Annotated in this window: 24 protein-coding genes and 1 riboswitch; of the genes, 13 read left to right on the top strand and 11 right to left on the bottom strand. The window is 71.2% G+C overall.

Going from position 1 to position 23882, the window contains the following annotated elements:
* Positions 1–21: 21 nt before the first annotated feature.
* The 6 genes from IE263_RS25660 (at position 22) to IE263_RS25635 (ending at position 6511) form a co-directional block, all read left to right on the top strand.
* Positions 22–315, top strand: coding sequence for a putative quinol monooxygenase (locus tag IE263_RS25660; protein WP_189940114.1), 294 nt, complete (start codon positions 22–24; stop codon positions 313–315).
* A 244-nt stretch (positions 316–559) separates the two neighbouring features.
* Positions 560–1594 carry a LacI family DNA-binding transcriptional regulator gene (locus IE263_RS25655; protein WP_189940113.1) on the top strand — a complete coding sequence of 345 codons (1035 nt, stop codon included), beginning with the start codon at positions 560–562 and terminating at the stop codon, positions 1592–1594.
* Positions 1595–1693: 99 nt separating this feature from the next.
* Complete coding sequence (locus IE263_RS25650) at positions 1694–3001, top strand: extracellular solute-binding protein (protein ID WP_189940112.1); 1308 nt, start codon at positions 1694–1696, stop codon at positions 2999–3001.
* Between the two features lie 74 nt (positions 3002–3075).
* Positions 3076–4029, top strand: a complete 954-nt coding sequence (locus tag IE263_RS25645) for a carbohydrate ABC transporter permease (protein ID WP_189940111.1) — start codon at positions 3076–3078, stop codon at positions 4027–4029.
* Position 4030: 1 nt separating this feature from the next.
* A complete protein-coding gene (locus IE263_RS25640) occupies positions 4031–4948 on the top strand; it encodes a carbohydrate ABC transporter permease (protein WP_189940110.1) in 918 nt (305 codons plus the stop codon).
* A gap of 99 nt (positions 4949–5047) precedes the next feature.
* A complete protein-coding gene (locus tag IE263_RS25635) occupies positions 5048–6511 on the top strand; it encodes a glycoside hydrolase family 32 protein (protein WP_189940109.1) in 1464 nt (487 codons plus the stop codon).
* Positions 6512–6536: 25 nt separating this feature from the next.
* On the opposite strand, the gene IE263_RS25630 is transcribed toward IE263_RS25635, so the two are convergent.
* The 3 genes from IE263_RS25630 to IE263_RS25620 all read right to left on the bottom strand — a co-directional run bounded on the left by IE263_RS25630 (position 6537) and on the right by IE263_RS25620 (position 8739).
* Complete coding sequence (locus tag IE263_RS25630) at positions 6537–6842, bottom strand: SCO0607 family lipoprotein (RefSeq protein WP_229911159.1); 306 nt, start codon at positions 6840–6842, stop codon at positions 6537–6539.
* 237 nt (positions 6843–7079) lie between these two features.
* Positions 7080–8084: a YihY/virulence factor BrkB family protein gene (locus tag IE263_RS25625; RefSeq protein WP_189940108.1), complete on the bottom strand. Its 1005-nt coding sequence runs from the start codon at positions 8082–8084 to the stop codon at positions 7080–7082.
* 169 nt (positions 8085–8253) lie between these two features.
* On the bottom strand, positions 8254–8739 hold the full coding sequence (locus tag IE263_RS25620; RefSeq protein WP_229911152.1) for a MarR family winged helix-turn-helix transcriptional regulator: 486 nt from the start codon (positions 8737–8739) through the stop codon (positions 8254–8256).
* 165 nt (positions 8740–8904) lie between these two features.
* Between IE263_RS25620 and IE263_RS25615 the strand changes: the two genes are divergently transcribed.
* A complete protein-coding gene (locus IE263_RS25615; RefSeq protein ID WP_189940107.1) occupies positions 8905–10059 on the top strand; it encodes a PP2C family protein-serine/threonine phosphatase in 1155 nt (384 codons plus the stop codon).
* A gap of 119 nt (positions 10060–10178) precedes the next feature.
* On the opposite strand, the gene IE263_RS25610 is transcribed toward IE263_RS25615, so the two are convergent.
* Positions 10179–10403: a heavy-metal-associated domain-containing protein gene (locus IE263_RS25610; RefSeq protein ID WP_189940106.1), complete on the bottom strand. Its 225-nt coding sequence runs from the start codon at positions 10401–10403 to the stop codon at positions 10179–10181.
* A gap of 200 nt (positions 10404–10603) precedes the next feature.
* Positions 10604–10786, top strand: a riboswitch (cobalamin riboswitch).
* Between the two features lie 30 nt (positions 10787–10816).
* Here IE263_RS25610 and IE263_RS25605 point away from each other — a divergent pair.
* The 5 genes from IE263_RS25605 to IE263_RS25585 all read left to right on the top strand — a co-directional run bounded on the left by IE263_RS25605 (position 10817) and on the right by IE263_RS25585 (position 13938).
* Complete coding sequence (locus tag IE263_RS25605; RefSeq protein WP_189940105.1) at positions 10817–11518, top strand: energy-coupling factor ABC transporter permease; 702 nt, start codon at positions 10817–10819, stop codon at positions 11516–11518.
* Positions 11515–11916, top strand: coding sequence for an energy-coupling factor ABC transporter substrate-binding protein (locus tag IE263_RS25600; RefSeq protein WP_189940104.1), 402 nt, complete (start codon positions 11515–11517; stop codon positions 11914–11916). The genes IE263_RS25605 and IE263_RS25600 overlap by 4 nt, the downstream gene beginning before the upstream one ends.
* A gap of 6 nt (positions 11917–11922) precedes the next feature.
* The gene (gene cbiQ, locus IE263_RS25595) at positions 11923–12672 is read left to right on the top strand and encodes a cobalt ECF transporter T component CbiQ (RefSeq protein ID WP_189940103.1); all 750 of its coding nucleotides are present in this window, start codon (positions 11923–11925) and stop codon (positions 12670–12672) included.
* A complete protein-coding gene (locus IE263_RS25590) occupies positions 12669–13526 on the top strand; it encodes an energy-coupling factor ABC transporter ATP-binding protein (RefSeq protein WP_189940102.1) in 858 nt (285 codons plus the stop codon). Before cbiQ ends, IE263_RS25590 begins: the two co-directional genes overlap by 4 nt.
* Positions 13527–13794: 268 nt before the next feature.
* Positions 13795–13938: a hypothetical protein gene (locus IE263_RS25585; RefSeq protein WP_189940101.1), complete on the top strand. Its 144-nt coding sequence runs from the start codon at positions 13795–13797 to the stop codon at positions 13936–13938.
* A 17-nt stretch (positions 13939–13955) separates the two neighbouring features.
* On the opposite strand, the gene IE263_RS25580 is transcribed toward IE263_RS25585, so the two are convergent.
* The 3 genes from IE263_RS25580 to IE263_RS25570 form a co-directional block, all read right to left on the bottom strand.
* The gene (locus IE263_RS25580) at positions 13956–14675 is read right to left on the bottom strand and encodes a DUF6766 family protein (protein WP_229911151.1); all 720 of its coding nucleotides are present in this window, start codon (positions 14673–14675) and stop codon (positions 13956–13958) included.
* An 82-nt stretch (positions 14676–14757) separates the two neighbouring features.
* The gene (locus tag IE263_RS25575; RefSeq protein ID WP_189940100.1) at positions 14758–15165 is read right to left on the bottom strand and encodes a hypothetical protein; all 408 of its coding nucleotides are present in this window, start codon (positions 15163–15165) and stop codon (positions 14758–14760) included.
* Between the two features lie 164 nt (positions 15166–15329).
* A complete protein-coding gene (locus IE263_RS25570; RefSeq protein WP_189940099.1) occupies positions 15330–17696 on the bottom strand; it encodes an LPXTG cell wall anchor domain-containing protein in 2367 nt (788 codons plus the stop codon).
* A gap of 204 nt (positions 17697–17900) precedes the next feature.
* Here IE263_RS25570 and IE263_RS25565 point away from each other — a divergent pair, with 204 nt between their 5' ends.
* A complete protein-coding gene (locus IE263_RS25565) occupies positions 17901–18896 on the top strand; it encodes a hypothetical protein (RefSeq protein WP_189940098.1) in 996 nt (331 codons plus the stop codon).
* 22 nt (positions 18897–18918) lie between these two features.
* On the opposite strand, the gene IE263_RS25560 is transcribed toward IE263_RS25565, so the two are convergent.
* From IE263_RS25560 to IE263_RS25545, 4 genes are read right to left on the bottom strand one after another with little or no spacing between them, the layout of a single operon-like run.
* Positions 18919–20463 carry an ABC transporter ATP-binding protein gene (locus tag IE263_RS25560; RefSeq protein WP_189940097.1) on the bottom strand — a complete coding sequence of 515 codons (1545 nt, stop codon included), beginning with the start codon at positions 20461–20463 and terminating at the stop codon, positions 18919–18921.
* A complete protein-coding gene (locus tag IE263_RS25555; protein ID WP_229911150.1) occupies positions 20460–21323 on the bottom strand; it encodes an ABC transporter permease in 864 nt (287 codons plus the stop codon). The genes IE263_RS25560 and IE263_RS25555 overlap by 4 nt, the downstream gene beginning before the upstream one ends.
* On the bottom strand, positions 21320–22273 hold the full coding sequence (locus IE263_RS25550) for an ABC transporter permease (protein WP_189940159.1): 954 nt from the start codon (positions 22271–22273) through the stop codon (positions 21320–21322). Before IE263_RS25550 ends, IE263_RS25555 begins: the two co-directional genes overlap by 4 nt.
* A gap of 2 nt (positions 22274–22275) precedes the next feature.
* Positions 22276–23856, bottom strand: a complete 1581-nt coding sequence (locus tag IE263_RS25545; protein WP_189940096.1) for an ABC transporter substrate-binding protein — start codon at positions 23854–23856, stop codon at positions 22276–22278.
* Positions 23857–23882 lie beyond the last annotated feature (26 nt).

Below are 23882 nucleotides of genomic sequence, written 5' to 3'. Positions count from 1 at the left end.
GACCCCGGAGGACACATCACCGTGAACAAGACCCTGCTCGCCGAGTTCACCGCCCGCGAGGGAGCGGAGGACGAGGTCGCCCGCCTGATCCTGGACTACGCCAAGAAGGTCCGCGAGGAGGACGGCAACCTCGCCTTCGACGTCTACACCAAGGCGTCCAACCCGCGCGCCTACTGGATCTTCGAGGTGTACCAGGACGAGGACGCCTTCCAGGCCCACCTGAAGGCCCCGTACGGCGGCCCGTTCAACGCCGCACTCGTCCCCCTGATCGAGGAGGACGCCTCGGTGCTGACTTTCCTCGATCCGGTGGCGTGACGACCCCTCGATCCGGTCACATGACGGCCTCTTGATCCGGTGACATGACGTCAGCCGGGCCCGCCTCGCGGGCCCGGCCCTTGCCATGCCCTGAGCGCGTGCCCTCCTGCGCCCCTTCCAGCGGGTCGGCTGCCGCCTCGCGTCGACGTCGCTCAGCCACGAGTTCGTAACGAGCCGTTGACAGGAGCGCCTCGCGGGGCGCAATCTCATCCCGCACTCACTGGCCAAAACGATTGGGCACAACATGGGCAGTCGGATCGGGATCAAAGACGTGGCGGCTGCCGCCGGCGTCTCGACCACGACCGTCTCCCACATCCTCAACGAGGTCGAGGGCAAGCGCATCAACCCCGAGACCCGGCAGCGCGTGCTCGAAACGGCCCGGGAACTGGGGTACGCGCCCAACGGACTGGCGCGGGGGCTGCGGCTGAAGCGCTCGAACACGATCGGCTTCGTCAGCGACCAGATCGCCACCACTCCGCACGCCGGCCGGATCATCCTGGGAGCGCAGGAGGAGGCGGCCAAGCACGGCCTCCTGCTGCTCATGCTGAACACCGGCGGCGACCCGGAGTTGGAGCGCAAGGAGATCGACCTTCTGCTGCAGCGCCAGGTCGACGGCGTGCTGTACGCCTCCATGTACCACCGGGTCGTGGAGGTGCCGGAGCGGCTGCGGTCGGTCCCCACGGTGCTGCTCGACGCACGCTCGGACGACCCGGCCGTTCCCTCGGTGGTACCGGACGAGATCCAGGGCGGCCACACCGCTGTGAGCGAACTGCTCCGGCACGGTCACCGCCGTATCGGTTTCATCAACAACGTCGACGACATCCCGGCCACCCACGGACGCCTTGAGGGCTACCGGCGTGCTCTCGCCGAGGCGGACATCGCCGAGGACCCCCGGCTGGTGGTGGCCGAGACCAGCGAACCCGCCGGCGGGTACCGGGCGGCACTCACGCTGCTGCGGACCACACCACGGCCCACCGCGTTGTTCTGCTTCTCCGACCGGATGGCGATGGGCGTCTACCACGCCGCCACCGAACTGGGGCTGTCGATCCCTGACGACCTGTCGGTCATCGGCTTCGACGACCAGGAACTGATCTGCGACGGCTTGTTCCCCGGCCTGACCACCGTCGCCCTGCCGCACTACGAGATGGGGGCGCGCGCGGTCGCACAGCTGCTCGCGCTCACGGCCGCCCCGGACCAGGAGCCTGGTCCGGTTGCTCAGGAAATGCTGCCCTGCCCGCTGGTGGTACGGGCATCGGTCGCTCCGCCGCCCCGACTCTGACCCCGGAACGGCGAAGCACCCACCGATACAGGCGGCCGTCAGCACCGGCCGCCGGCACGGTCTGCCAGGACCGTGCCCAGTGAAAATGGAGGAACCCAGGTGGAATCGAGAACCAGGCGCCTCGCGGTATCGAGCATAGCCGCCCTTGCCGCGGCGGCGCTCGTGGGCGGCTGCGGTGGCAGCGGGAACACCGGCTCGTCGGGCGCCGACGGCAACACGCTGATCCTGTGGACGCACAACGCCGGCAACGCCGCCGAGTACGGCGTCGTGAAGCAGATCGTCAAGGACTTCAACGCCGGCCAGAGCACGTACAAGGTCAAGATCCAGGCGTTCCCGCAGGGTTCCTACAACGACTCGGTGGTGGCCGCCGCTTCCGCCAAGAAGCTGCCGTGCATCCTCGACGTCGATGGACCCAACGTCCCGAACTGGGCCTGGGGCGGGTACCTCGCGCCGCTGGACCTGTCCCAGGGCAAGGTCGCCGTGAAGGACCAGCTGCCCAGTACGGTCGCCACATACCAGGACAAGACCTATGCGTTCGGGTTCTACGACGTGGCTCTGACCATGTACTCCCGCAAGTCGGTGCTGAACAAGTACGGCATCCGCGTCCCCACCTTCGACAAGCCCTGGACCGAGGACGAGTTCATGGGCGCGCTCGCCAAGATCAAGGCGGGCGGCGAGTTCAAGAACACCCTGGACCTCGGCACGGCCGACACCGGTGAGTGGTTCCCGTACGCCTACTCCCCGATACTGCAGAGCTTCGGCGGCGACCTGATCGACCGCTCGACCTACAAGACCGCCAAGGGCGCGCTGGACGGCGAGAAGGCCGTCGAGTGGGGCAAGTGGTTCCGCTCGATGGTCACGAAGGGCTACGCGCCGCAGAAGTCCAGCAAGAGCCCCGCCGACGACTTCCGCAACGGAAAGACCGCGATTCAGTGGGACGGCAGCTGGTCGGCCCAGGCCAACACCGACAAGTTCGGCAGCGATCTGGCGATCCTCCCGCCGGTCGACTTCGGGAACGGACCGAAGATCGGTGGAGCGTCCTGGCAGTGGGGCATGAGCTCGACCTGCGCCAACAAGGAAGGCGCCCAGGCCTACCTGAACTTCTCCCGGCAGACGAAGTACTTCGTGGACTTCGCGAAGGCCACCAACACCATCCCCGCCACCGACGCGGCAGCGGCACAGGTCAAGGGCTACGAAGCGGGCGGTCGGTTCAACATCTTCCTCAAGGCGGCGCAGGAGTTCGCGGTGGTCCGGCCCGTCACCCCGGCCTACCCCTACGTTTCCACGGTGTTCTCCAAGACGGCTCGGGACATCCTGGCGGGCGCCGACGTCAAGGGCGCCCTCGACCGAGCCGTCAGCGAGATCGACACCAACCTGAAGACGAACAACTTCTACGCCGGCAGCTGATCGCGCCCGCCCGCCCCGGCGGACGCGGCTCCTCCCTCCGCCTTCGCCGGGGCGCATACCTGCCTGGATGCCCCATGACCACCACAATGCCCAAGAGGTCCTCCCCGCCTCCCGCAGCCGCCGTGACACCGGCGCGGCGTACGTCACGCATGCGTGCGCGCCGCAGGGAAAGCATCGCCGCACTCGGGATGGTGAGCCCCGCCGTCTTCCTGCTGGTGATGTTCATCGTCATCCCCGTGGTGCTGACCTTCGCGCTGGCGTTCACCAACGCTCGTCTGATCTCCCCGACCCCGGCCCGGTTCACGGGACTGCAGAACTTCCGCACCCTGCTGGACGACCCGCTGTTCTACAAGTCGCTGCGGAACACCTTCTCCTTCGCCACCGTCGTCGTCCCGCTGCAGGGCGGCCTGGCGCTGGTGCTCGCCCTGCTCGTCAACGCCAAGGTCAAAGGCGTCAACTTCTTCCGCACCGTCTACTTCCTCCCGGTCGTCACCTCGATGGTCGTGGTCTCCATCCTGTGGACGCTGCTGTACCAGAAGACCGGGCTGGTCAACGAGTTCATCTCCCACCTCACCCTCGGCCAGGTACAGGGGCCGGACTGGCTGACCAACCCCTCCACGGCCATGCCCGCCATCATCGTCATGTCCGTCTGGCAGGGCGTCGGCTTCCACATGGTCATCTGGCTGGCCGGACTGCAGACCATCCCGCAGGACCTGTACGAGGCGGCCGACATGGACGGGGCCACCCGCTGGGTGCGCTTCCGGCACGTGACCTGGCCCGGCCTCAAGGCCACCCGCACCTTCGTGCTCATCACCATCACCATCAACGCGTTCGCCCTGTTCACCCAGGTCGCCGTGATGACGCAGGGCGGGCCCCTGGACGCCACCAGCACGGTCGTCTACCAGGCCGTGCGGACGGGATACAGCCAGCAGCAGACCGGATACGCGTCCGCGATCTCCCTCGTCTTCTTCGTTCTGGTGCTGGCCGTCTCCCTCGTCCAGCGCTTCCTCACCCGGGAGAAGGACTGACATGACCTCCGTGTCCCCCGCCCCCGCACGCCCGGGCCGCCGCCCGCGGAGGCCGTCGCCGCGCCGGATCGCCCTGCAGGCGGCGCGCATCGCTCTCGCGCTGTTCTTCTCCTTCCCGATCGTCTTCATGCTGGTGTCGTCGTTCAAACCCGACGAGCAGATCTTCGGCGACCTGGACGGCATCAAGGCGTTCCTGCCGGTCGGCCATCTGTCCCTGGACAACTACACCGGGGTGTTCGAGCGGGTGCCCGCCATGCGGTTCCTGCTCAACTCCCTCGTGATCTCCGCCATCACCGTGGCACTGAGCATCTTCATCAACAGTCTCGCGGCGTTCGCCCTGTCCCGCATGCGCTGGCGCGGCAAGAAGATCGTCCTCACCGCCGTGATCGCGACGCTGATCGTGCCGTTCGAGACCTTCGCCCTGCCGATGGTCTGGTGGGTCAACCAACTGCCCTGGCTGCAGCTGGAGGGCGGCCGGCTCGTCGTGACCGAAGGCTGGCTGGACACCTACCAGGTGCAGATCCTGCCGTTCATCGGCAACGCCCTCTTCATCTTCCTCTTCCACCAGTACTTCCAGAGCATCCCCAAGGAACTCGACGAAGCGGCGGTCATCGACGGGGCGAGCTGGTTCGGCATCTACTGGCGCATCGTCATGCCGCTGTCCGGTCCGGCGATCGCCACGGTGGCCATCCTGGCCTTCCTGCCGATGTGGAACCAGTACCTGTGGCCGCTGATGGTCGTCCAGAGCGAGGACCTGCGGCCGGTCATGGTCGGCATCGACTACTTCTTCCAGCTCAACCCCTCCTGGGGCGAGATCATGGCCTACTCGTCGATGATCACCGTGCCGGTGCTCGCGCTGTTCGTGTCCTTCCAGCGTGCCTTCGTCAACAGCATCGCCTCCAGCGGCGTCAAGGGCTGACCCCCGCCGTACACCTGCACCCGACCCCACTTCTTCTGCCACCCACCTGCTTTTCTGCCACCCCCCTGTGTGCCTCGCGCACCCTTCGAAAGGCTCCGTGTGCCCACGCCGCCCGCCGACCCCCACCTGCCCGCCGTACACCTGCGCCCGCACCGCAACTGGATCAACGACCCCAACGGGCTGGTCTTCCACGACGGCCACTATCACGTGTTCTTCCAGTACAACCCCTACGCCCCGCAGCATGCGAACGTGCACTGGGGCCACTTCCGCAGCCCGGATCTGATCACCTGGGAAGAGCTCCCGGTCGCCCTCGCCCCCACCCCCGGCGGCGACGACGCCGACGGCTGCTTCTCCGGCAACGCCATCTCCGTCGACGGCCGGATGCTGGCCTTCTACTCCGCCCACCGCACAGACCGCTGGTGGCAGCCGGTCACCACCGCCCAGTCGTACGACGGCGGCCACACCTGGACCAAGCGACCCGAACTGCTCATCCCGCAGCCACCCGCCGACACCACCATGTACCGGGACCCCTACGTCTGGCAGCACGACGGCCGCTGGCGCATGCTGGTCGGCTCGGCCCTCGCCGACGGCCGTGGAGCGGCGCTGCTCTACGAGTCCGACGACCTGGAACACTGGACCTACCGCGGTCCCTTCCACACCAGCGCCCAGGGCGACGCCGCCGACCCGGCCGGCTGGGAATGCCCCCAGTACGCGTCCTTCGGCGACCGCGGCGTCCTGATCGTCAGCGACTGGACTCCACAGGGCGGCCCGAGCCGTGTGACGGTCCACACCGGCCATGAGGAACACGGCCGGTTCACGGCGACCGCACCCCCCGTACGGCTGGACCACGGGCCGGACTTCTACGCCCCGGCCCTGCTCAAGGCTCCCGAGGCAGATCGCTGGCTGCTGTGGGGCTGGTCGTGGGAGGCCCGCGACGGTTCCTGGGCGCACGAAGCCGGTTGGGCGGGCACCCTGACGCTCCCGCGCGAACTCACCCTGGCCGACGACGGCACGGTCGGCCAGCGCCCGGCCCGCGAACTGCTCGCCCTGCGCGGCGAACGCGTACTGCACCGCACCGGACACGTGACCAAGAGCGAGCCGGCAGAACTGGGCCAGGTCAGCCGTACCTTCGACCTCACCGCCGCGCTGACCCCCGACACCTCCGGTACGAGCGGGCTGCGCCTGATCACCTCAGCCGACGGTGCCGAACACCTCGACATCACCCTCGACCCCGCCGCCGGCCGGCTCACCGTGGACCGCAACCGCGCTTCCCTGGATCCACGCGCACGTCCAGGCACGTATGCCGTGTCCTGTCCGGCCGTGAACGTCCCCGGCACACCCGTCGAACTCCGCGTGGTCGTCGATCGCTCGATCGCGGAGATCTACCTCGCCTCCGGCCAGGTACTCACCATCAGGTTCTACCCGGTCGGCGACGGACCGTGGCGACTGCAGGCCCACACCACGGGTGCCGGCGACACCGGCTTCACCGTGGAAGCGTGGGACCTGCGTCCGAGCGGGACCCATCCCTCACCACTCTTCGCGCGCCAAGAGCAGCACACGTGATGTGCAACGGAACGGCCCGGTCGTCTCACTCGCCCGCGGGCACCTCGATGACCTTGCCGTTCTCGTCGAGGGTACGGGTGCTCCAGTACTCGTCCCACTTGTCGCCGACGTGCTCGGGGACCTTGCCTTCCGGGTAGCGCGCGTATCCCGCCGGCGGTTCCTCACCGTTGGGCACGCAGGAGCTGCCACTGCTCCCCACGGCCAGAACCGGGTACTCGCCGCCTCCACAGCTCGCCTCCTCGATGGAGCAGCCGGTGAGCAGCGCCGCGCTCAGACCGACCAGCGACAGGCCCAGGACGGACCGCCTCACCCCACGGCCGATCGCGGACATCGGGGACTGAACTCGGTTGCCGGTACGCACGTTTGACTCCCTCTCGTCGTCTTGTGCGACCAGCCTCCTCGAGGCGGGGCCGGCCCTCATGAGTACGTGTACTCAGGTGGCGTGGGCCGGCCTACCCGAGTCGGGCCACGCCTCCTGACCACGGGTGACCGCGTGGACGAGGAGGACGCCGGTTGCGGCCGTCACGGGGGCCGGGGCCGGGGCCTGACGCGGCAGCCGCCACGCCCCTCATTCCAAGCGACGCTGGTCCTCCTCGGTCCAGGCGCGGGTGTCGCGGGGCGGCACGTACGGCTCCTCGTCGCGGGGCAGTCCGCCCGCGACGGCGCGCTGGCGGGCCAGTTCCGCGTCGAACTCCAGGCCCATCAGGATCGCGATGTTGCTGATCCACAGCCACATCAGGAACACGATCACGCCGGCGAGCGTGCCGTAGGTCTTGTTGTACGAGGCGAAGTTGGCCACGTAGAACGCGAAGCCGGCGGAGGCGATCAGCCACATCACCAGGGCCAGCACACTGCCCGGGGTGATCCAGCGGAACCCGCGCCCCTTCACGTTCGGCGTCGCCCAGTACAAGAGCGCGATCATGACGGTGACCAGGACGACCAGCACCGGCCACTTCGCGAACGACCACACCGTCAGGGCCGTGTCCCCGATGCCGAGCGCGGTCCCGGCCCGGTGGGCCAGGGCACCCGTGAACACCACGATCAACGCGCTGATCACCGCCAGCACGAGCAGGACCACCGTCACGCCGACCCGGACCGGCAGCACCTTCCACACCGGACGGCCCTCCGGCATGTCGTACACGGCGTTGGCGCTGCGGATGAACGCGGCGACGTACCCGGAGGCCGACCACACCGCCAGGACCATGCCGACGACCGCCATGATCGAGCCGATCCCGCCACGGCCCTGGAGTTGCTCCACCGCGTCGCTGACGATGTCCCGGGCCGAGCCTGGCGCGAGTTTCCGCAGATTATCCAGGACCTGGTCCGTCGCCGACCGGCCGGCGACGCCCAGCAGGGACACCAGGACCAGCAGGGCCGGGAACAGCGACAGCACACCGTAGTACGTCAGGGCGGCCGCACGGTCGGCGAGTTCGTCGTCCTGGAACTCCTTCAGCGTGCCCTTCAGCACCGCCCACCAGGACCGCTTCGGCAGTTGGCCGGGTTCGTCCGGCGCCCGTCGCTCCACCTGCTCGTTCGGGCCCGGCGACGGCCGGGGTTTCGATGTCCGTGCCATGGCTTCGGAGTAACCCCACCGGCCCGGCTCATGCGCCGATCCGAGACCTTTGCCACAGTCGACGCAGGTCGGGGCGGCTTCGGGGTACCCGCCGTCCAGGGACGGATGCCCGTCCGGGAGACACGGACAGACGGAGGTGAGACAGAGCCGCACACAACGCGCCCGGCATTCAGGCGGTTTGGCTGCCCGCGTCCTCGGCGTCGTCATGGATCCGCGTCGCCGCCGCGTCGCAGAACGCCTCCAGTCCCTCCAGCAGCGCTACCCGCCTGGCGGCCGGCATCAGGGCCAGCACCGCCCGCAACTCCCGCTCCCTGCGCACCCGCAGATCCGCGAGGAAGGCCCGGCCCCTGCCGCTGAGATGCAGCCGCACCTCGCGCCGGTCGACCGGGCTCACCACGCGTTCGACGAAGCCCGCGGCCTGCAACCGGTCGCACAGCCGGCTGGTCGACGGCGGCGTGGAGGCGAGCGAGTCGGCGAGGGTGCGCAGGTTGATGCCGTCGTGGTGCTCGAGCATCAGCAGCACGCGCAACTGGGACGCGGAGGCGGGCGCGGTCGAGGCCCGGCCCCACAGAACTTCCAGCAGCTCGGCGGCCGTCGAGGTCACCCGTGCGACCTCGTCGGGCTCCGGGCGATGGCGGAAGGCGGTCACGGTCACACTCTCGCAGGCGCTGGGACGACCGCCAGCGTACTAGGCGCCCCCAACCGGCCGGAGCTGCCCCCGGAGCACCGGCGCGGCCGGGTCGAGAGGCCGCCGCGCCCGGCCGCCGTCGTACGAACGAGACCGGTCAGTGACCGGCGAAGGGTTGGTGTATTCACCATCGTGAACAGACTTCTGACCGCCCAGCGCGCCCTGCGGACGGCGGCACCCCACGAGCTGCTCGACGCTGTCCGCCGTGTACTGGTCGAGCAGTACACGGCGGACAGCGTCGAGCTGTACCTGGCCGACTACGGCCTGACGGTGCTGCGACCGGTGTCCGTGCTCCCGCACGTCCCGGAGCCGGTGTCGGTGCACAACAGCCCGGCCGGCCGGGCCTTCGGCGCGCAGGAACCGTTCGTGGAGCCCGCCCGGAGCGGTCTGGTGCGCGCGCACCTGCCCGTGACCGTGCGCGGCGACCGGCTCGGCGTGCTGTCGGTGACCCTGCCGGACCAGGTCACCGACGTCCTCGCCGAGTTGGCGGAGATCGCGCGTGCGCTCGGACACGAGCTGATCGTGGCCGAGCGGGACACCGATCTCTATCTCCGGGCACGCCGCGAGGACCGGCTCACTCTGGCCGCGGAGATGCAGTGGCAACTCCTCCCGGGCCGCTCCCGCACCCGCCCCGAGTTCGAGCTGGGCGCCCAACTGGAGCCCGCCTACGCCCTCCACGGCGACACCTTCGACTGGTCCACGACGGCCGACCGTCTGATGCTGTACGTCACCGACGGCATGGGTGAGGGCATCGAGGCCTCCCTGCTGACCAACCTGGCCGTCAACGCGCTGCGCAACGCACGCCGGGCCGGCATCCCCCTCGCCGACCAGGCGGCCTTGGCGGACCAGGCGGTCCACGCCCACTACCGGGGCCGCTGTTACCTGTCGGTCCTCATGTTCGACTTCGACCTCGCCACGGGACACGCCCAGGTGGTGGACGCCGGATCCCCGCAGCTGCTGCGGCTGCGCGGCGGGACCGTGGAGCGCGTCGCCTTCGACGCCCAACTGCCGCTGGGCATGTTCGAGGAGACCGACTACGTCGCCCAGGACTTCCGGGCCGAGCCCGGCGACCGGCTCGTCTTCGTCAGCGACGGTGTCCACGCGGTCGCCTCCCCCGGCGGAGAGACGTACGGGGACGCCGCCCTGGCCCGGGCGATCCTGTCCACCCGCCTGCTGCCCGCGGCCGAGGTCCCGCACGCCGTCCTGCGGGAGTTGACGGACCATCGCGGCAGGCGGCTGCCGGACGAGGACACCCTGGTGGTCTGCCTGGACTGGCGCGGCCGCTGATCGGGAACCGCTCCGGCCCGGCCGCCCGTGGTGGCCACGACCGACGGCAGCACCACCGCCGGCGGCCTCGGGCCCGGGCCCGGGCGGCGCCGGACGGCTGGTGCGCGACCCGACGTCCCTCAGGCCGCCGCGTGAGGTGCGGACTCCGTGGCCCGGTAGCCCGCCTCGTCGATCGCCGCGCACACGGCGTCGCCGTCGACGATCTCGCCGCGCACGGTGACCCGCCCCGCCCGGACGTCGACGTCGACCTCGGTGACACCGGACACCTCCACCAGCTTCTCGGCGACGCCGGCGGCGCAGCGGCCGCACCTCATACCGGCCACGGTGTAGGTCTTCTCGGCCACGGCGGGTGCTCCTGTCGCCAGTTCACCGGTGACTGCGCCCCCGGTGGTGTCCGGGGCGCGGCAGCAGGTACGGGGCGGCTCCCCGGCGTGTTCAGCAAGCGCGTACCGCGCCGCCGCGAGCCGCCCGTGCGCCGGTGCGTGAGCCGTCGTCCGCCGTCCGCGCGCCCCCGTTGCCGCTTGTCAGCGCCCCTGTCGGCGCACTACTGTCACCACGCCTTGGTGAACGGGAAATCCGGTGTGATGCCGGTGCGGCCCTCGCCACTGTGATCGGGAAGTCCGGCTCCGGCCCTCAGGGGCAGCCACTGGGTCCTCGGACCCGGGAAGGCGGAGTACGGGCGGTGGTACCCGTCAGCCAGGAGACCGGCCAAGGCGCGTCAACCATCCACGAGGTGCTGGAGAGGGTCTGCTGAGCCATGCACATAGCCGAGGGTTTCCTTCCTCCGGCGCACGCGGTCGCCTGGGGCGTCGCGTCGGCGCCGTTCGTCGTCCACGGAGTCCGCGCACTCAACCGTGAGGTCAGGGAGCACCCCGAGAGCACCCTGCTCCTCGGTGCCTCCGGAGCCTTCACGTTCGTCCTGTCCGCGCTCAAACTGCCCTCGGTGACCGGGAGTTGCTCGCACCCCACCGGAACCGGGCTGGGCGCCATCCTCTTCCGGCCGCCGATCATGGCGGTGCTCGGCACCATCACCCTGCTCTTCCAGGCCCTGCTGCTCGCCCACGGCGGCCTGACCACGCTCGGCGCCAATGTGTTCTCGATGGCGATCGTCGGGCCGTGGGCGGGCTACGGGATGTACCGGCTGCTGCGCCGGTACGACGTGCCGCTGATGGTCGCGGTGTTCTTCGGCGCGTTCGTCGCCGACCTGTCCACCTACTGCGTGACCAGCGTGCAGCTGGCGCTCGCGTTCCCCGACCCGAGCAGCGGGTTCCTGGGCGCGCTCGGCAAGTTCGGCTCCATCTTCGCCGTCACGCAGATTCCGCTCGCGGTGAGCGAGGGTCTCCTCACGGTGCTGGTGATGCGCCTGCTCGTGCAGTCCAGCAAGGGCGAACTCACCCGGCTGGGCGTGCTGGTGACCGGCAGGCAGGCGCAGAACGGGACGGAGGCGGTGGCCCGATGAGCCGGAACACGAAGATCAACGTCCTGCTGCTGCTCGTCGTGGTCGCGCTCGCGGTGCTGCCGCTGGCCCTGGGACTCGGCGACCACAAGGAGGAGCCGTTCACGGGCGCCGACGGCGAGGCGGAGACGGCGATCACCGAGATCGAGCCGGACTACGAGCCGTGGTTCTCGCCGCTGTACGAACCTCCGTCCGGGGAGATCGAGTCGGCGCTCTTCTCCGTCCAGGCGGCCCTCGGCGCGGGCGTCCTCGCCTACTACTTCGGCCTGCGCCGGGGCCGGCGCCAGGGCGAACAGCGGGCGCGGGCGGAGCTGGAGGCCCCGGACACCCCGAACGCCCCGGACACCCCGGACACGGCGAGCGCGCCCGACGCCGAGAAGTCCACGCAGGGACGGGTCTGAGCGCTCGTGCTGCCGATCGACGCGGCGGCGCACAGCAGCCGCTGGCGCCACCGTCATCCCGTGGACAAGGCCGTGCTCGGCCTCGGCCTCACCGTGCTCGCGATCTCGCTGCCGCCGTGGCCGGGCGCGGCCCTGGTGCTGGTGACGGCGCTCGCCCTGCTGCTGGGCCCGGCGGGTGTGCCGGCCCGCCGGCTGTGGCGCGCCTACCGGGTGCCGCTGGGCTTCTGCGCGACCGGCGCGGTCACACTGCTCGTCCAGGTGGGCGGGCCCGAGGGGTTCGTGAGCCTGGCCGACGGCGGGCCGGTGCGCGCGGGGGAGCTGATGCTGCGGACCTCGGCCGCGTCCCTCGGCGTCCTGCTGTTCGCGTTCACCACGCCGATGTCCGACCTGCTGCCGCGTCTGGTGCGGGCCGGTGTGCCCGCGCCGGTCGTGGACGTCGCCCTGGTGACGTACCGCATGAGCTTCCTGCTGCTCGACTCCGTGCGCCGGATCCGGGAGGCCCAGGCGGCCCGGCTCGGGCACACCTCCCGGGCCGCCGAGTGGCGTTCCCTGGCCGGGCTCGGGGCCACCGCGTTCGTGCGGGCCTTCGACCGGGCGGCGCGGCTCCAGGCCGGGCTCGCCGGACGCGGCTATGACGGCACCCTGCGCGTGCTGGTGCCCGAGGCCCGCGTCTCCGTCCGCTTCACGGTGGCCGGCGCCGGGCTCCTCGTGGCGCTGGCCACCCTCACCTTCGTACTGGAAAGGCCCCTGTCATGAGCGAGCTGGTCGTCCTGCGGGGCGCCTCCTTCGCGTACGAGGACGGTCCGGCCGTGCTCGACGGCCTCGACTTCGAGGTGCGCGAAGGACGCGCGCTCGCGCTGCTCGGCCGCAACGGCAGCGGCAAGACGACGCTGATGCGGCTGCTCAGCGGCGGACTGCGCCCGCACACGGGCACGTTGACGGTCGAGGGGCAGCCGGTGACGTACGACCGCAAGGGGCTGACCCGGCTGCGGACGACGGTCCAGCTGGTGGTGCAGGACCCGGACGACCAGCTGTTCGCCGCGTCCGTCGCGCAGGACGTGTCGTTCGGGCCGCTCAACCTCGGTCTGCCCGACCCCGAGGTGCGGGACCGGGTGGAGGAGGCGCTCGCCGCGCTGGACATCACCGCCCTGGCCGACCGGCCCACCCATCTGCTCTCCTACGGCCAGCGCAAGCGGACCGCGATCGCGGGCGCCGTCGCGATGCGGCCGCGCGTGCTGATCCTCGACGAACCGACCGCCGGACTCGACCCGGACGGCCAGGAGCGCCTCCTCGCCACCCTCGACGCCCTGCGCGCGTCCGGCACGACGGTGGTGATGGCCACCCATGACGTCGACCTCGCCCTGCGCTGGGCCGACGACGCGGCCCTGCTCACCCCCTCCGGCGCCCACACCGGCCCCGCGGCCACCGCCCTGGCCCGCACGGACCTCCTCCACCAGGCGGGCCTCCGGCTGCCCTGGGGCATCGCGGCCACCCGACTGCTGCACGCCCAGGGCTTGTTGACCGAAGGGGAACCCGGCCCCCGCAGCCCCGACGAACTGGCCGCCTTGGCGAAGGCGCCCGCCTCTCCCCCGGTCCCGGCCGACGGCTGATCCCCGGCGCGTGTCGGCGCGCCACCCGGTGGAACCCGGTGTCATGGAAGAAAGGTCCGCCGAAGCCCGAGAGGCCGTGTGTCCCCTGTCCCCGACACCACCTACCGTCGCGTCCACGAAGACGTCACGAGCCGGGCGGACACGCTCTGGGGCGTCGCGACGGCGCTGAACCGACCCCGAGTACGCCTTCGCGGAGCGGCGGTCGGCCGCGCTTCTGACGGACGAGCTGCACCGGGCCGGATTCGACGTACGGCAGGACGCGGCCGACATGCCGACCGCCTTCACCGCCCGTGCGGGCGAGGGCCGCCCCGCGGAGGCGCCGGCTTGCACCGCGGTGGACGTTCTGTCCGACGCGGGCCTGCGGGCCGAGGCGTGGCGCGGGCTGCGAGGCACCGCCGGCACCCCGCGCTGAGCACGGCCGGCGCGGTGTCAGCCCTCGACGCCGGTGGCGTCGTGCGCGGAGCCGACCGGCTTCGACTCCGGTGAGCCCCGCTGCCGCAGGTAGATCGACAGCACCGCCATCGAGGCGACGGCGAGCAGTTCGGACTGCCAGTTCTGCAGCGTGCGGTTCCAGAAGTCGGCGGCGCTCAGGTAGTCGAACCAGCTGACCGGGGCCTGGAGTTGACGCAACTGTTCCTCGTTGTACGCGGCGACACCTGTGATCGACTGCACCAGCCAGGAGAGCACGAAGATCGTGCCCATGACCAGCAGCAGGGAATTGGAGTACAGCGTGCGCCGCCAGCCGGGGGCCGCGGCCCACTTGGGCGAGCTGTCCCTGGCGTGCTCGCCGACCAGTTGGTCCTTGTCGGACTCGGTGCCGGACCTGCCGGGCTCCTTGGACTCCGGTGAGCCGCGCTGCAGCAGCCAGACGGTGGCACCGATGTAGAGCGAGAACTGCAGGTACTCCGACTGCCAGTTCTCCGCCACGTCGACCGCGAAGTCGGAGGAGGTCACGTACGTGCCGAAACCGACCGGCTGCAACTGGTCGGCGCGCATCTGGTGGTTGAAGTCGGCGTGTCCCGCGATCGCCTGCCCGGCGAGGGTCAGCAGGAACGCGACGGTGAAGAACAGCCCCAGCCCGTTGTCCCGTACGAAGCCCCACAGGCCTCGGGGCTCCGAGGCCGTGGTCCGGGACGCGGGCCCGCTCACCGCTGCATCAGTCCCACGGCCGCGAGGTAGGCGAGGCCGACCCCGACGAGCAGCAGGATCGCCGTGAACATCGTGCGCACGCTCACCCGCTCTTGATCTGGCACCGGTAGGGCAGGTGCGGCCGCTGCCGGCAGCCGGCGGCGACCACCTTCCAGCCGGTGGTGAAGTGGGAGAGGAACAGGGTGTCCCCGGCGAGCACCGCCCGCGCCTGGTTGCCGTAGACGTCCGTCCCGCGCACGTCTCCGCCCGCGGGGAGCGATTCCTCGCTGAGTGCCTCGGCGCACGGGGTGCCGGCCGACTGCTCCAGTTCCTCCCGGGTGCCCGGCGCGAGGGCCGCGCACATCCGGTCGTACGCGCTCTCGCCGAGTGCCGTCTCGAACGCGGCCGCGGCCGCCCGTACGTCGTCGCGGCGTTCGGAGACCGTGCCGCACGCGCCGACGGTGCCGGCGAGGACGACCGCGACGGCCGTGCTCCACGCTCGTCCGGCCACCCCACCACCTCCGCATCCGTGCCACACTCGGACCTGCCCGGCAGTACACCGCACGCGGCGGCACGGGGGCCGCTTCCACGCCCGCGGGTCCCCCACGCAGCGGACAGCCCCACCCCCTGGAAGCAAGGGGTGGGGCCGGGGTGTCCGGGTGCCGCTCCGTCAGGTCAGCCGGTGGCCGCCCTGCGCCGGCGCAGCCACCACACGAGGGCTCCGCCGACGGCGGCGAGCGCCGCGGCGAGCCCGGCGATCAGCCCGACGGGGGTGTCGGACCCGGTGTCGGCGAGGTTTCCGTCCGGGCCGTGCGCCGGCGGAGTGGGCTTGCCCTGACCGCCGCCGCCCGAGGCGGACGGTTCCGGCGCCGGGGTCGTGGGGTCGTCGTCGCCGGGCTTCGACGGGGTCGGCGTCGGGGCGGGCGACGGGTCGCCGCCACCCCCGCCGGTGTCGTTGGTGCCGCCGACGCCGGCGCCGAGATAGGCGGTGTCGGTGTCCCGGTAGGACGTGTCGTCGGCCTTCATCGACGTCTTCGTCGTCTGGTCCAGCGTCGGGTTCTCCACGTTGAACTGGGTGCGGGAGATGTTCTGCTTGGGCGACTTGGAGAAGTCGACGCCGCCGACGATGTAGATCTGGGTGGTGCCGTTGGCGGGGATCTCGTACTGGAACTCACCCTCGGTGTAGATCTTCCGGTACTTCTGGAAGAGCTCGTTCTTGTCCCAGTTCTGGTTCGGGGCGCGCAGCGGCCACCGGTCGACCTTGTTGCTGTTGATGATCGGCCGGAAGTCGGTCTCCTTCCGCGTGTCCTGCTGGCGGATCCACTCCGCGGCGACCCGGGAGGTGTAGACGCGGCGCAGGTCGGCGTACTGCGGCGCGGTGTTGATGGTCTTCTCGACCGCGGGGACGATCATCCGGTCGATGACGGCCTGGGCCGCCTTGGTCTCGGCCTCGTCGGGGGTGCAGATCGGCTCGCCCGGGCCGGGGGTGACCGTGGTCTGCGCGGTCGACTTCAGGGCCAGCGGGGCGTCGAGGATGTAGATGCCGCCGTCCTGTTCCCGGACCTTGGCGGGCTTGGGCTCGATCCAGTTCCGCAGGCCCGGCATGCACGGGTAGCCGTTCTCCTTGGGGAGGGCCGCCCAGTACTGCTTGCCGAGGTCGGTCTTGGGGTCCATGGCCTTGTAGAAGTCGTGCTTCATCTGAAGGTCGGCTTCCAGCAGGATCCGTCCGGCGTCGGTGGAGGCGAACGTGTCGTCCATGATCCGGTCGGGCTCGTCCGGGTTGAGGTTCACCCAGAACTTGTCCGGGGTGAGCGCGAGCCAGGTGAAGAAGCTGTCGGAGGCCAGTGTCATCTTGGCCTCGCCGCCCCAGCCCGGGTTCGTGTCCGGGTCGGGCACGTGGTCGGCCTTCATCGAGTACGTCATGCCCTTGCCCTTGACGGGGTCGCCGACGTACCGGAGTTCGAGGGTGGAGAAGTCGATGCCGCCGGGGCCGCCGCGCGGGAGGGTGCCGCGGGTGTCGATGTTGCGTGCGGCGCCCTGCTGACGGCGGGCGTCCTCCGGGGTGGGCGCGGAGTCACGGATGCGGTCGTTGGCCGGTCCGCGGGTGCCCTGGTTCGGGTCGGGGCTGAACCAGGTGTCGTAGCGGCTGTAGCCCCGGATCGGCTTGGTCTGCGGGATGCCGTTGTACTGGCGCTCGAAGATCCGGACCTGGTTGGGCTTGCCGCGCTCCCGCTCCAGTTCCGCGTTGAACTCGCGGAGTTTGGCGAGGGTGTTCGGCGGCACCTTCTTCCCGCCGACCAGACGGAAGGTGTGGTCCTTGGTCTCCGGCTGCCGGGCGATGATCCTGTCGGCGGCGAGCTGGTCGGCCCGGTGCGTGCCGTTCGACTTGAACTCGTTGAACTCCTTGATCCGCTGGTTGTACGCGTCGTACTTCCGGCGGGCCAGCAGCTTGCCGTTCTCGTCGCGGACCTCGACGGTGACCTCGCACAGCCAGTCCGGGCCGATCAGGTTGAAGTCCTTGACGACGCGCTGCTCGAAGGCGCTGCCCTTGTGGTTGTTGATCTCGTTGCGGATGAAGATCTTGTCGAACCAGTTGTTGAACTCACTGACCGGGCGCCCGGTGGACAGGAAGCGGGCGTAGATCTCCATGGCCTTGTCGGCGGGTTCGCCCGACGCCGCGGCCTGCTTCTTCCACTGCTCGACCGACTTGGACCGCGCCTTCTCCGCCTCCGCCCTGGTGGGCGGCTTCAGTCCGTCGAACGCCTTGCCCTGCAAGGGGAAGTTGTAGTTCTTCGGATTGCCCCGCCACTGCTCGTACAGGTCGGTCCCGGCGGGGAAGCCGGAGGTGGACGGAGTGCTGTCGTACTTCTTCTTCAACCACTTCTGGTCGCAGCGCTGGCCCTTGATGGTGGTCGCGGCGCTGGCACTGTCGACGCCGACGCCGGGAAGACCGGTCAGCGTCAGTGTGCCGGCCAGCCCGAGCGCCGCGGCGAGGCGAACGACCAGGCGCAGCCTGCGTGGTGGTCGGATGAGTGCTCTCAAGTTGTGGTTCCTCTTCCCTCGCTGGTGGGGGGCATATGAGGGGTTCGGGTGCGGCATATGAGGCCCCCGTGACGTCCGCCGCGCGGCCACGATAGACCCGCGCACCTATGAATCACACAGCAATTCGACAGCTTTGGCAGACAACTTGCGTGAATCCACAGGCACTTCACACAGCCCACGAGTCACGGTCTCTACAGTGGCCCCATGACCCGATCCGACGACCACGGCGGCGAAGCGTCCGAGCGTGAACTCGGCCTGTGGATCGCCGAGATCCCGGCGGTGCTCCGGGAGATGCGTGCCGAAGTGCTGCCCGAGGACTTCCCGTTCGACTTCCGAGCCGCCTCGCTGGAAGCGCTCGAGGCGTTCCTGCTCGACGCGTACCGGTCGGCCGACGAGAAGGTCGGCATGGACTTCCGGCCGACCGTGTGCGCGATGGTCTACCTCGGTGAGGTGCTCCTGGGCGTCGGGGGCGGACGGTGGGACTGGGAACCGCGCAAGGTGCGCGGTTCCTCGACGGGCCGGCCCGTCGTCCGGCCCGACCCCGCCCTCGGCCTCGGCCCCGTCTCCCCCCTGGCGCTCATCGCGCGCGCGACCCGCACGCGCACCGGCCGCGTCCTCACCGACGAGGTGGCCGGGCTCCAGGACGCCGTCGCACGGAGGCAGGAACAGGCTCCGGGCTGGAAGCCGGTCACCACGCTCCATCCCGAGCAGGCCGCGCACCGCACCGGCGCGGAGCACCCGGAACTCACGCGGTGGCTCGACCGGCGCGCCGAGGAGTTCCCCGCCTGGGCGCAGGAGGCGGGGGCGGCCGGGCCTTGGGACTTCTCCCCCGAGTCCCTCGACCGGCTCGAGGCCGTCCTGCGCGACCGGTTCGCCGACAGCGCCGCGATCCTCGCCGCGAAGAGCGGCTCGTTCGTCCAGGGCGCCGTCTGGTACGTCGGCGAGGTCGTCCGCCGCACCCGGGACGGCGTGGTGTGGCAGTACCGGCCCCGCACCCAGTTCGACGAGCCGCTCGAGGCGGCCATGTTCCACGCGGACGAGATCTACCTCGACACGCCGAGGGTGGCGCAGCCCGGCCTGCCCGACGGCGGGTCGGCGTACCCGATGGCGCTGCTGAACGTGCTCTTCTGGGAGACGGACGAACTCGACAACCCGATCGAGCCCCGTCTGGTCGACTTCCTCGACGACTTCGCCGGCTGAGTCCGCCTCCCGGGGGCCCGCCTCAGGGCCGTGTTCCCGCCTCCAGGCGTGCCGTCGTCTCCATGAGCGACACGGTGAAGGGATGCCGCGGCTCGGTCAGAACGCGCTGGGCCGGGCCCTGTTCGACGACCTCACCCGCGTCCAGTACGGCGATGCGGTCGGCCAGGCGGGCGGTGTCCAGGTCGTGGGTGATGAGGACGAGGGTCAGGTCGTCGCGCTCGCGCAGCAGGCCGACGAGGAGGTCGAGGAGGGCGCGCCGGGTGACCGTGTCGAGGCCGGAGGTGATTTCGTCGCAGATCAGGATCCTGGGCCGGGCGAGGAGGGCGCGGGCGAGGGCGGCGCGCTGGAGTTCTCCGCCGGAGAGCCGGGCGGGGAGGCGGTGGGGCACGTCGGGCGACAGGCCGAGGCGCGTCAGGGTGGCCAGGGCCTCCTCCCGTGCTGTCGCGGGGTCCGTGCCGCGCAGGCGTACCGCGGTGCGGGCGACTTGGTCGAGGACGGGGCGGTACTCGTCGAAGGCGGCGCGCACGTCCTGGAACACGTACTGCACGGCGGCCAGTTGGGCGTGCGAGCGCCGTCGTACGCTGCGCGGCAGCGGAGTGCCGTCGAGGAGGATCTCGCCGTCGTGGTCGCGGTGGAGGCCGGCCAGGCAGCGGGCCAGGGTGGTCTTGCCGCTGCCCGAGCGGCCGACGACGGCCAGGGAGGTGCCGGGGTGCAGGGCCAGCTCCGGCGTGCGCAGCACGACGACGCCGTGGTGGCGGGCGGTGAGGTCGCGGACGCGCAGGGCGGGCCGGAGGGTGTACGGCGACGGCTCGTGGTCCGCGGGCGGCTGCCGTGCGTCGAGCAGTCTGCGGGTCCATTCATGGCGAGGGGCGAGCCACAGCCGCTCGGCCGGGCCCGACTCCACGACCCGGCCCGCCCGCAGGACGAGCACGTCGTCGGCGAGGGCACGGACCACGTCGAGGTCGTGACTGAGCAGCACGACCGCGATCCCGCGGGCCGCGACCGACCTGAACCGGTCGACGATGCGGCTCTTGGTCAGCGCGTCCTGGCCGGTGGTGGGTTCGTCGGCGACGACGACGCGGGCGCCGAGCAGGAGCGCCTGGGCGAGGACGACGCGTTGCTGCTGTCCGCCGGAGAGCTGGTGCGGGTAGCGGCGCAGCAGGGCTTCGGCCTCGGGGAGCTGGGCGTCGGACAGGGCGCGCAGGACCAGAGCGCGGGCGGCGGTGCGGCGCCGGGCACGGGGCAGATGGCGGACCTGGGGGCGGGCGATGTCGTCGAGGAGCGCGGAGACGCGGCGGGCGGGGTTGAGGACGGCGCCGGGGTGCTGGGGCACGTAGCCGACCGGTCCGCCCCGGCCCAGGCGTACCTCGCCGGTGACACGGGCACCGGGCGGGTACTCGCCCAGCAGCGCCAGGCCCGTCGTGGTCTTGCCGCTGCCGGACGTGCCGACCAGGGCGGTCACCTTCCCGGCCGGCACACGCAGGTGCACGCCGTCGACGATCGTGCGGCCCTCGATCTCCACGCGCAGGTCGCGGATCTCGGCGACCAGGTCCGTCTCATGGCTCACGGGCGTCGTCCCCTCTTGCTCGGTCTCTTCTCCAGCGCGGCGTCGAAGAGCAGGTTGGTGCCCGTCGTCAGCGCCACGATCAGCAGCGCGGGCACCACCACGGCCCACGGCTGCACGAGCAGACCGGTGCGGTTGCGGTCGACCATGACCGCCCAGTCGGCGGCGTCCGGTGCGACACCGACCCCGAGGAAGGCGGCCGTGGACACCAGGTACAGCACACCGGTCAGCCGGACGCCGGCGTCGGCGGCCAGGGTCCGCAGGGTCGAGCGGCCGACGTGTCCGACGGCGATCCGCCACCAGGTCTCGCCCTGCATGCGCAGCGCCTCGACCGCCGGCCGGGCCGCCGCCTCGGCCGCCGCCGCCCGTACGATCCGGGCCGCGTCGGGGACGTTCACCAGCGCGACGAGCAGCGCGAGCCCGGCGGCTCCGGGCGAGAACACGGACGCCACCAGCAGGATCAGCAGCAGTGACGGCACGGCGAGCAGCACGTCCAGCGGCCGCATCAGCAGCTCCTCCAGCGCGCGCAGGCGGGTCAGCGCGCCGGCGAGCCCGACCGGCAGCGCGACCAGATACGCCAGGGCGGTGGCGACGAGCGCGGTCAACACGACGGTACGGCCGCCGTGCAACACCTGCCGCCACACATCCCGCCCCACGAAGTCGGTGCCGAGCCAGTGGCCGTCGCCGAGGGCGAAGGAGACGGTCCGGGGGCCGGGGTCGCCCGCGAACAGCGGTCCCAGGAGGGCGAGGACGAGGGGGACGGCGACGATCGTGAGGCCGAGGGCGAAGCGGCCGGGACTGCCGAGGCGCCACCGCCGTACGGTCGTGGGCGCGGGCTTCGGGGGCCGTGTCCCGGTCGTCATGCCGCCACCGCCGCCCTGGGCGTGAGCCGGTGGGTCACCAGGTCGGCCCCCAGGTTGAGGACGACGGTCAGCACCCCGAACACCACCGCCAGCCCTTGTACGACCGGCACGTCGCGTTCGGCGACGGCGTTGAGCAGGACGGTGCCGAGTCCCGGGATCACGAACAGGGCCTCCACCACGATGACGCCGCACAGCAGCCAGTCGACGGTGCGGGCGAGCTGCTGGACGGCCGGGGCGAGGGCGTTGGGCAGGGCGTGGGCGTAGCGGACGCGGGCGCCGGGGACGCCGTAGCGGCGGGCGTGGGCCGCGTACGGGGAGGCCAGGGCGTCGACCATGCCGGCCCGCACCAGGCGGCTCAGCGAGCAGACCGGGCGGGACAGCAGGACGAGGACGGGCAGGACGAGCGCGGCCGGATGGCCGAGCAGGTCGGTGCCGTAGCCGACGGCGGTGGGCGGCAGCCAGGCGAGCTCGAGCGCGAAGACCGTGACCAGGAGCACGCCGAGGGCGAACTCCGGGACCGCGTAGACAGCGAGCGTCACGGAGCTGACCAGGCGGTCGACCAGCCGTCCCTCGTGGCGGGCGGCGAGCACGCCGAGGCCGAAGCCGAGCGGGACAAGCAGCGTCAGGGTGAGGGTGGCCAGCAGCAGGGTCGGGCCGAATCCGTCGGTGAGGTACTGGCTCACCGGGCGGCCGGAGGTCAGGGACGTACCGAAGTCGCCGTGCAGCAGGCCCGCCGCCCAGTCGGTCAGCCGTTCGTACGCCGGCCGGTCCAGGTCCATCGCCTCGCGGATCGCGGCGATGCGCGCGGGGTCGGGCTGGTCGCCGGCGAGGGCGACGGCGGCGTCGCCCGGCAGCGCCTCGGTGAGCGCGAAGACCAGCAGCACCACGGCCACGGTCTGCAGGGCACCGAGGAGCAGCCGCCGGGCGACGAAGGAGCGCAGTCCGGTCACGCTCACGCGAGCCAGACCTTGTCGAAGCGGGCCCAGTCGAGCGTGTTGGCGGGCGCCTTGGCCTCAACCCCCTTCAGGTTCCGCGCCGTTCCGAGGATCCAGTCGGCGAAGCCCCAGATCAGGAAGCCGCCCTCGGCGTACAGACGGCGCTGCATCCGCTCGTAGACGGCGGCCCGTTCGGTCTTGTCGCGGGTGGACTGCGCCTGCTGGTACAGGGCGTCGAAGTCCTTGTGCTTCCACTTGGTGGCGTTGGTGGTGGAGTCGGTGAGGAGGCGTTGGGAGATATGAGCCTCGATGGGCATGGCGCCGGAGCGGTAGCAGCACAGGGTGCCGTTGTCGAGGATGTCGGCCCAGTAGGAGTCCTTGCTGCCCATCTTCACGTCGATGGTGACGCCCGCCTTGGCGGCCTGGTCGCGGAAGATGCCGGCGGCCTCGGTGAACCCGGCGGCGACGGCCGAGGTGTCCAGGGTGACCTTGAGCTTCTCGGCGCCGGCCTGCTTGAGCAGGGCGCGGGCCCTGTCGAGGTCCTGTGCGCGCTGCGGGAGGCCGTCGGCGTAGTACTCGTATCCCTTGCCGAACAGGTCGTTGCCGACCACACCCGCGCCGGACAGGGCGCCGTCGACGAGCTCCTGGCGGTCGGCGATCAGGAAGAACGCCTCGCGCACCCGCTTGTCGTCGAAGGGGGCCCGGTCGGTCTTCATGCAGAACGCCTGCATGGCGCTGCCCCGGAGCCGGACGATCTCGATCTGCCCCTTGCCCTCGTGGGCGCGGGCGGTGGTGGGATTGAGCTCGTGGGCGTACTCGACCTGGCCGCCGAGGAGCGCGTTGACGCGGGCGGACTCCTCGTTGGCGACGACGAACTCGAGCTCGTCGAGGTGCGGGGCGCCCTCCCAGTAGGCGTCGTAGCGGCGGAAGACGGCGGAGCGGCCGGGGGTGAAGGAGACGAAGCGGAAGGGGCCGGAGCCGATGGGCCTCTGGTCGAAGTCGGTCGCCTCCCCCGCGTTCTCCGGGACGATGTACGCGCCGAACGCGGCCAGGATGTTGGGGAATTCGGCGGTCGGCCGCTTGAGCACGAACTCGATGCTCCGCTCGCCGGTGGCGCGGCTGGCGTCGAGGTCGATGGGCTCCAGGGACGCCTTCGCGCGGAACGCCTGCTTCGGGTCGGCGATACGGCGGTAGCTGTACAGGACGTCCTTCGCGGTGACGGGCCTGCCGTCGTGGAAGGTGGCCTCGCGGAGGGTGATCCGCCAGCGGTCCAGCGTCTTGTCGGGCTCCCACCGGGTGGCGAGGCGGGGCTGGGCGGACAGGTCGGGGCCGTAGTCGGCGAGCTTGTCGTAGAGGGCCTTGGCGCGGGCCACGTCGGCGAACAGGTTGGCCAGGTGCGGGTCGAGGGTCTCGCTCGCGCCGCCGCCGGCGAAGGCGGCGCGCAGCCGTCCGCCCTTCTTGGGCTTGCCGTCGCCGGTGTCGGCCTTGTCGCCGTCGTCGGTGCCGCTCCCGCAGCCGACGAGGGCGAGGGCGGCGGCGCCGGTGGTGGCGGCGAGGAAGCCGCGGCGGCGCAGGCCGGGGAAGCGTTCGTCGTACATGAGGGTCCCTTGAAGTGAGTGAGGGT

Source organism: Streptomyces aurantiogriseus (assembly GCF_014649375.1).
Classification (GTDB): Bacteria; Actinomycetota; Actinomycetes; order Streptomycetales; family Streptomycetaceae; genus Streptomyces; species Streptomyces aurantiogriseus.
Note: the sequence above shows the minus strand (reverse complement) of the source record. Positions and strands in the feature narration are given on the sequence as shown.

Bases quoted from the DNA above. Each gene is read 5' to 3' on its own strand.
- IE263_RS25645 (WP_189940111.1), top strand. From the start codon at position 3,076: ATGACCACCACAATGCCCAAGAGGTCCTCCCCGCCTCCCGCAGCCGCC.
- IE263_RS25625 (WP_189940108.1), bottom strand. From the start codon at position 8,084: ATGGCACGGACATCGAAACCCCGGCCGTCGCCGGGCCCGAACGAGCAG.
- IE263_RS25630 (WP_229911159.1), bottom strand. From the start codon at position 6,842: ATGTCCGCGATCGGCCGTGGGGTGAGGCGGTCCGTCCTGGGCCTGTCG.
- IE263_RS25555 (WP_229911150.1), bottom strand. From the start codon at position 21,323: ATGACGACCGGGACACGGCCCCCGAAGCCCGCGCCCACGACCGTACGG.
- IE263_RS25590 (WP_189940102.1), top strand. From the start codon at position 12,669: ATGAGCGAGCTGGTCGTCCTGCGGGGCGCCTCCTTCGCGTACGAGGAC.
- IE263_RS25640 (WP_189940110.1), top strand. From the start codon at position 4,031: ATGACCTCCGTGTCCCCCGCCCCCGCACGCCCGGGCCGCCGCCCGCGG.
- IE263_RS25655 (WP_189940113.1), top strand. From the start codon at position 560: ATGGGCAGTCGGATCGGGATCAAAGACGTGGCGGCTGCCGCCGGCGTC.
- IE263_RS25565 (WP_189940098.1), top strand. From the start codon at position 17,901: ATGACCCGATCCGACGACCACGGCGGCGAAGCGTCCGAGCGTGAACTC.
- IE263_RS25585 (WP_189940101.1), top strand. From the start codon at position 13,795: ATGCCGACCGCCTTCACCGCCCGTGCGGGCGAGGGCCGCCCCGCGGAG.
- IE263_RS25600 (WP_189940104.1), top strand. From the start codon at position 11,515: ATGAGCCGGAACACGAAGATCAACGTCCTGCTGCTGCTCGTCGTGGTC.
- IE263_RS25605 (WP_189940105.1), top strand. From the start codon at position 10,817: ATGCACATAGCCGAGGGTTTCCTTCCTCCGGCGCACGCGGTCGCCTGG.
- IE263_RS25545 (WP_189940096.1), bottom strand. From the start codon at position 23,856: ATGTACGACGAACGCTTCCCCGGCCTGCGCCGCCGCGGCTTCCTCGCC.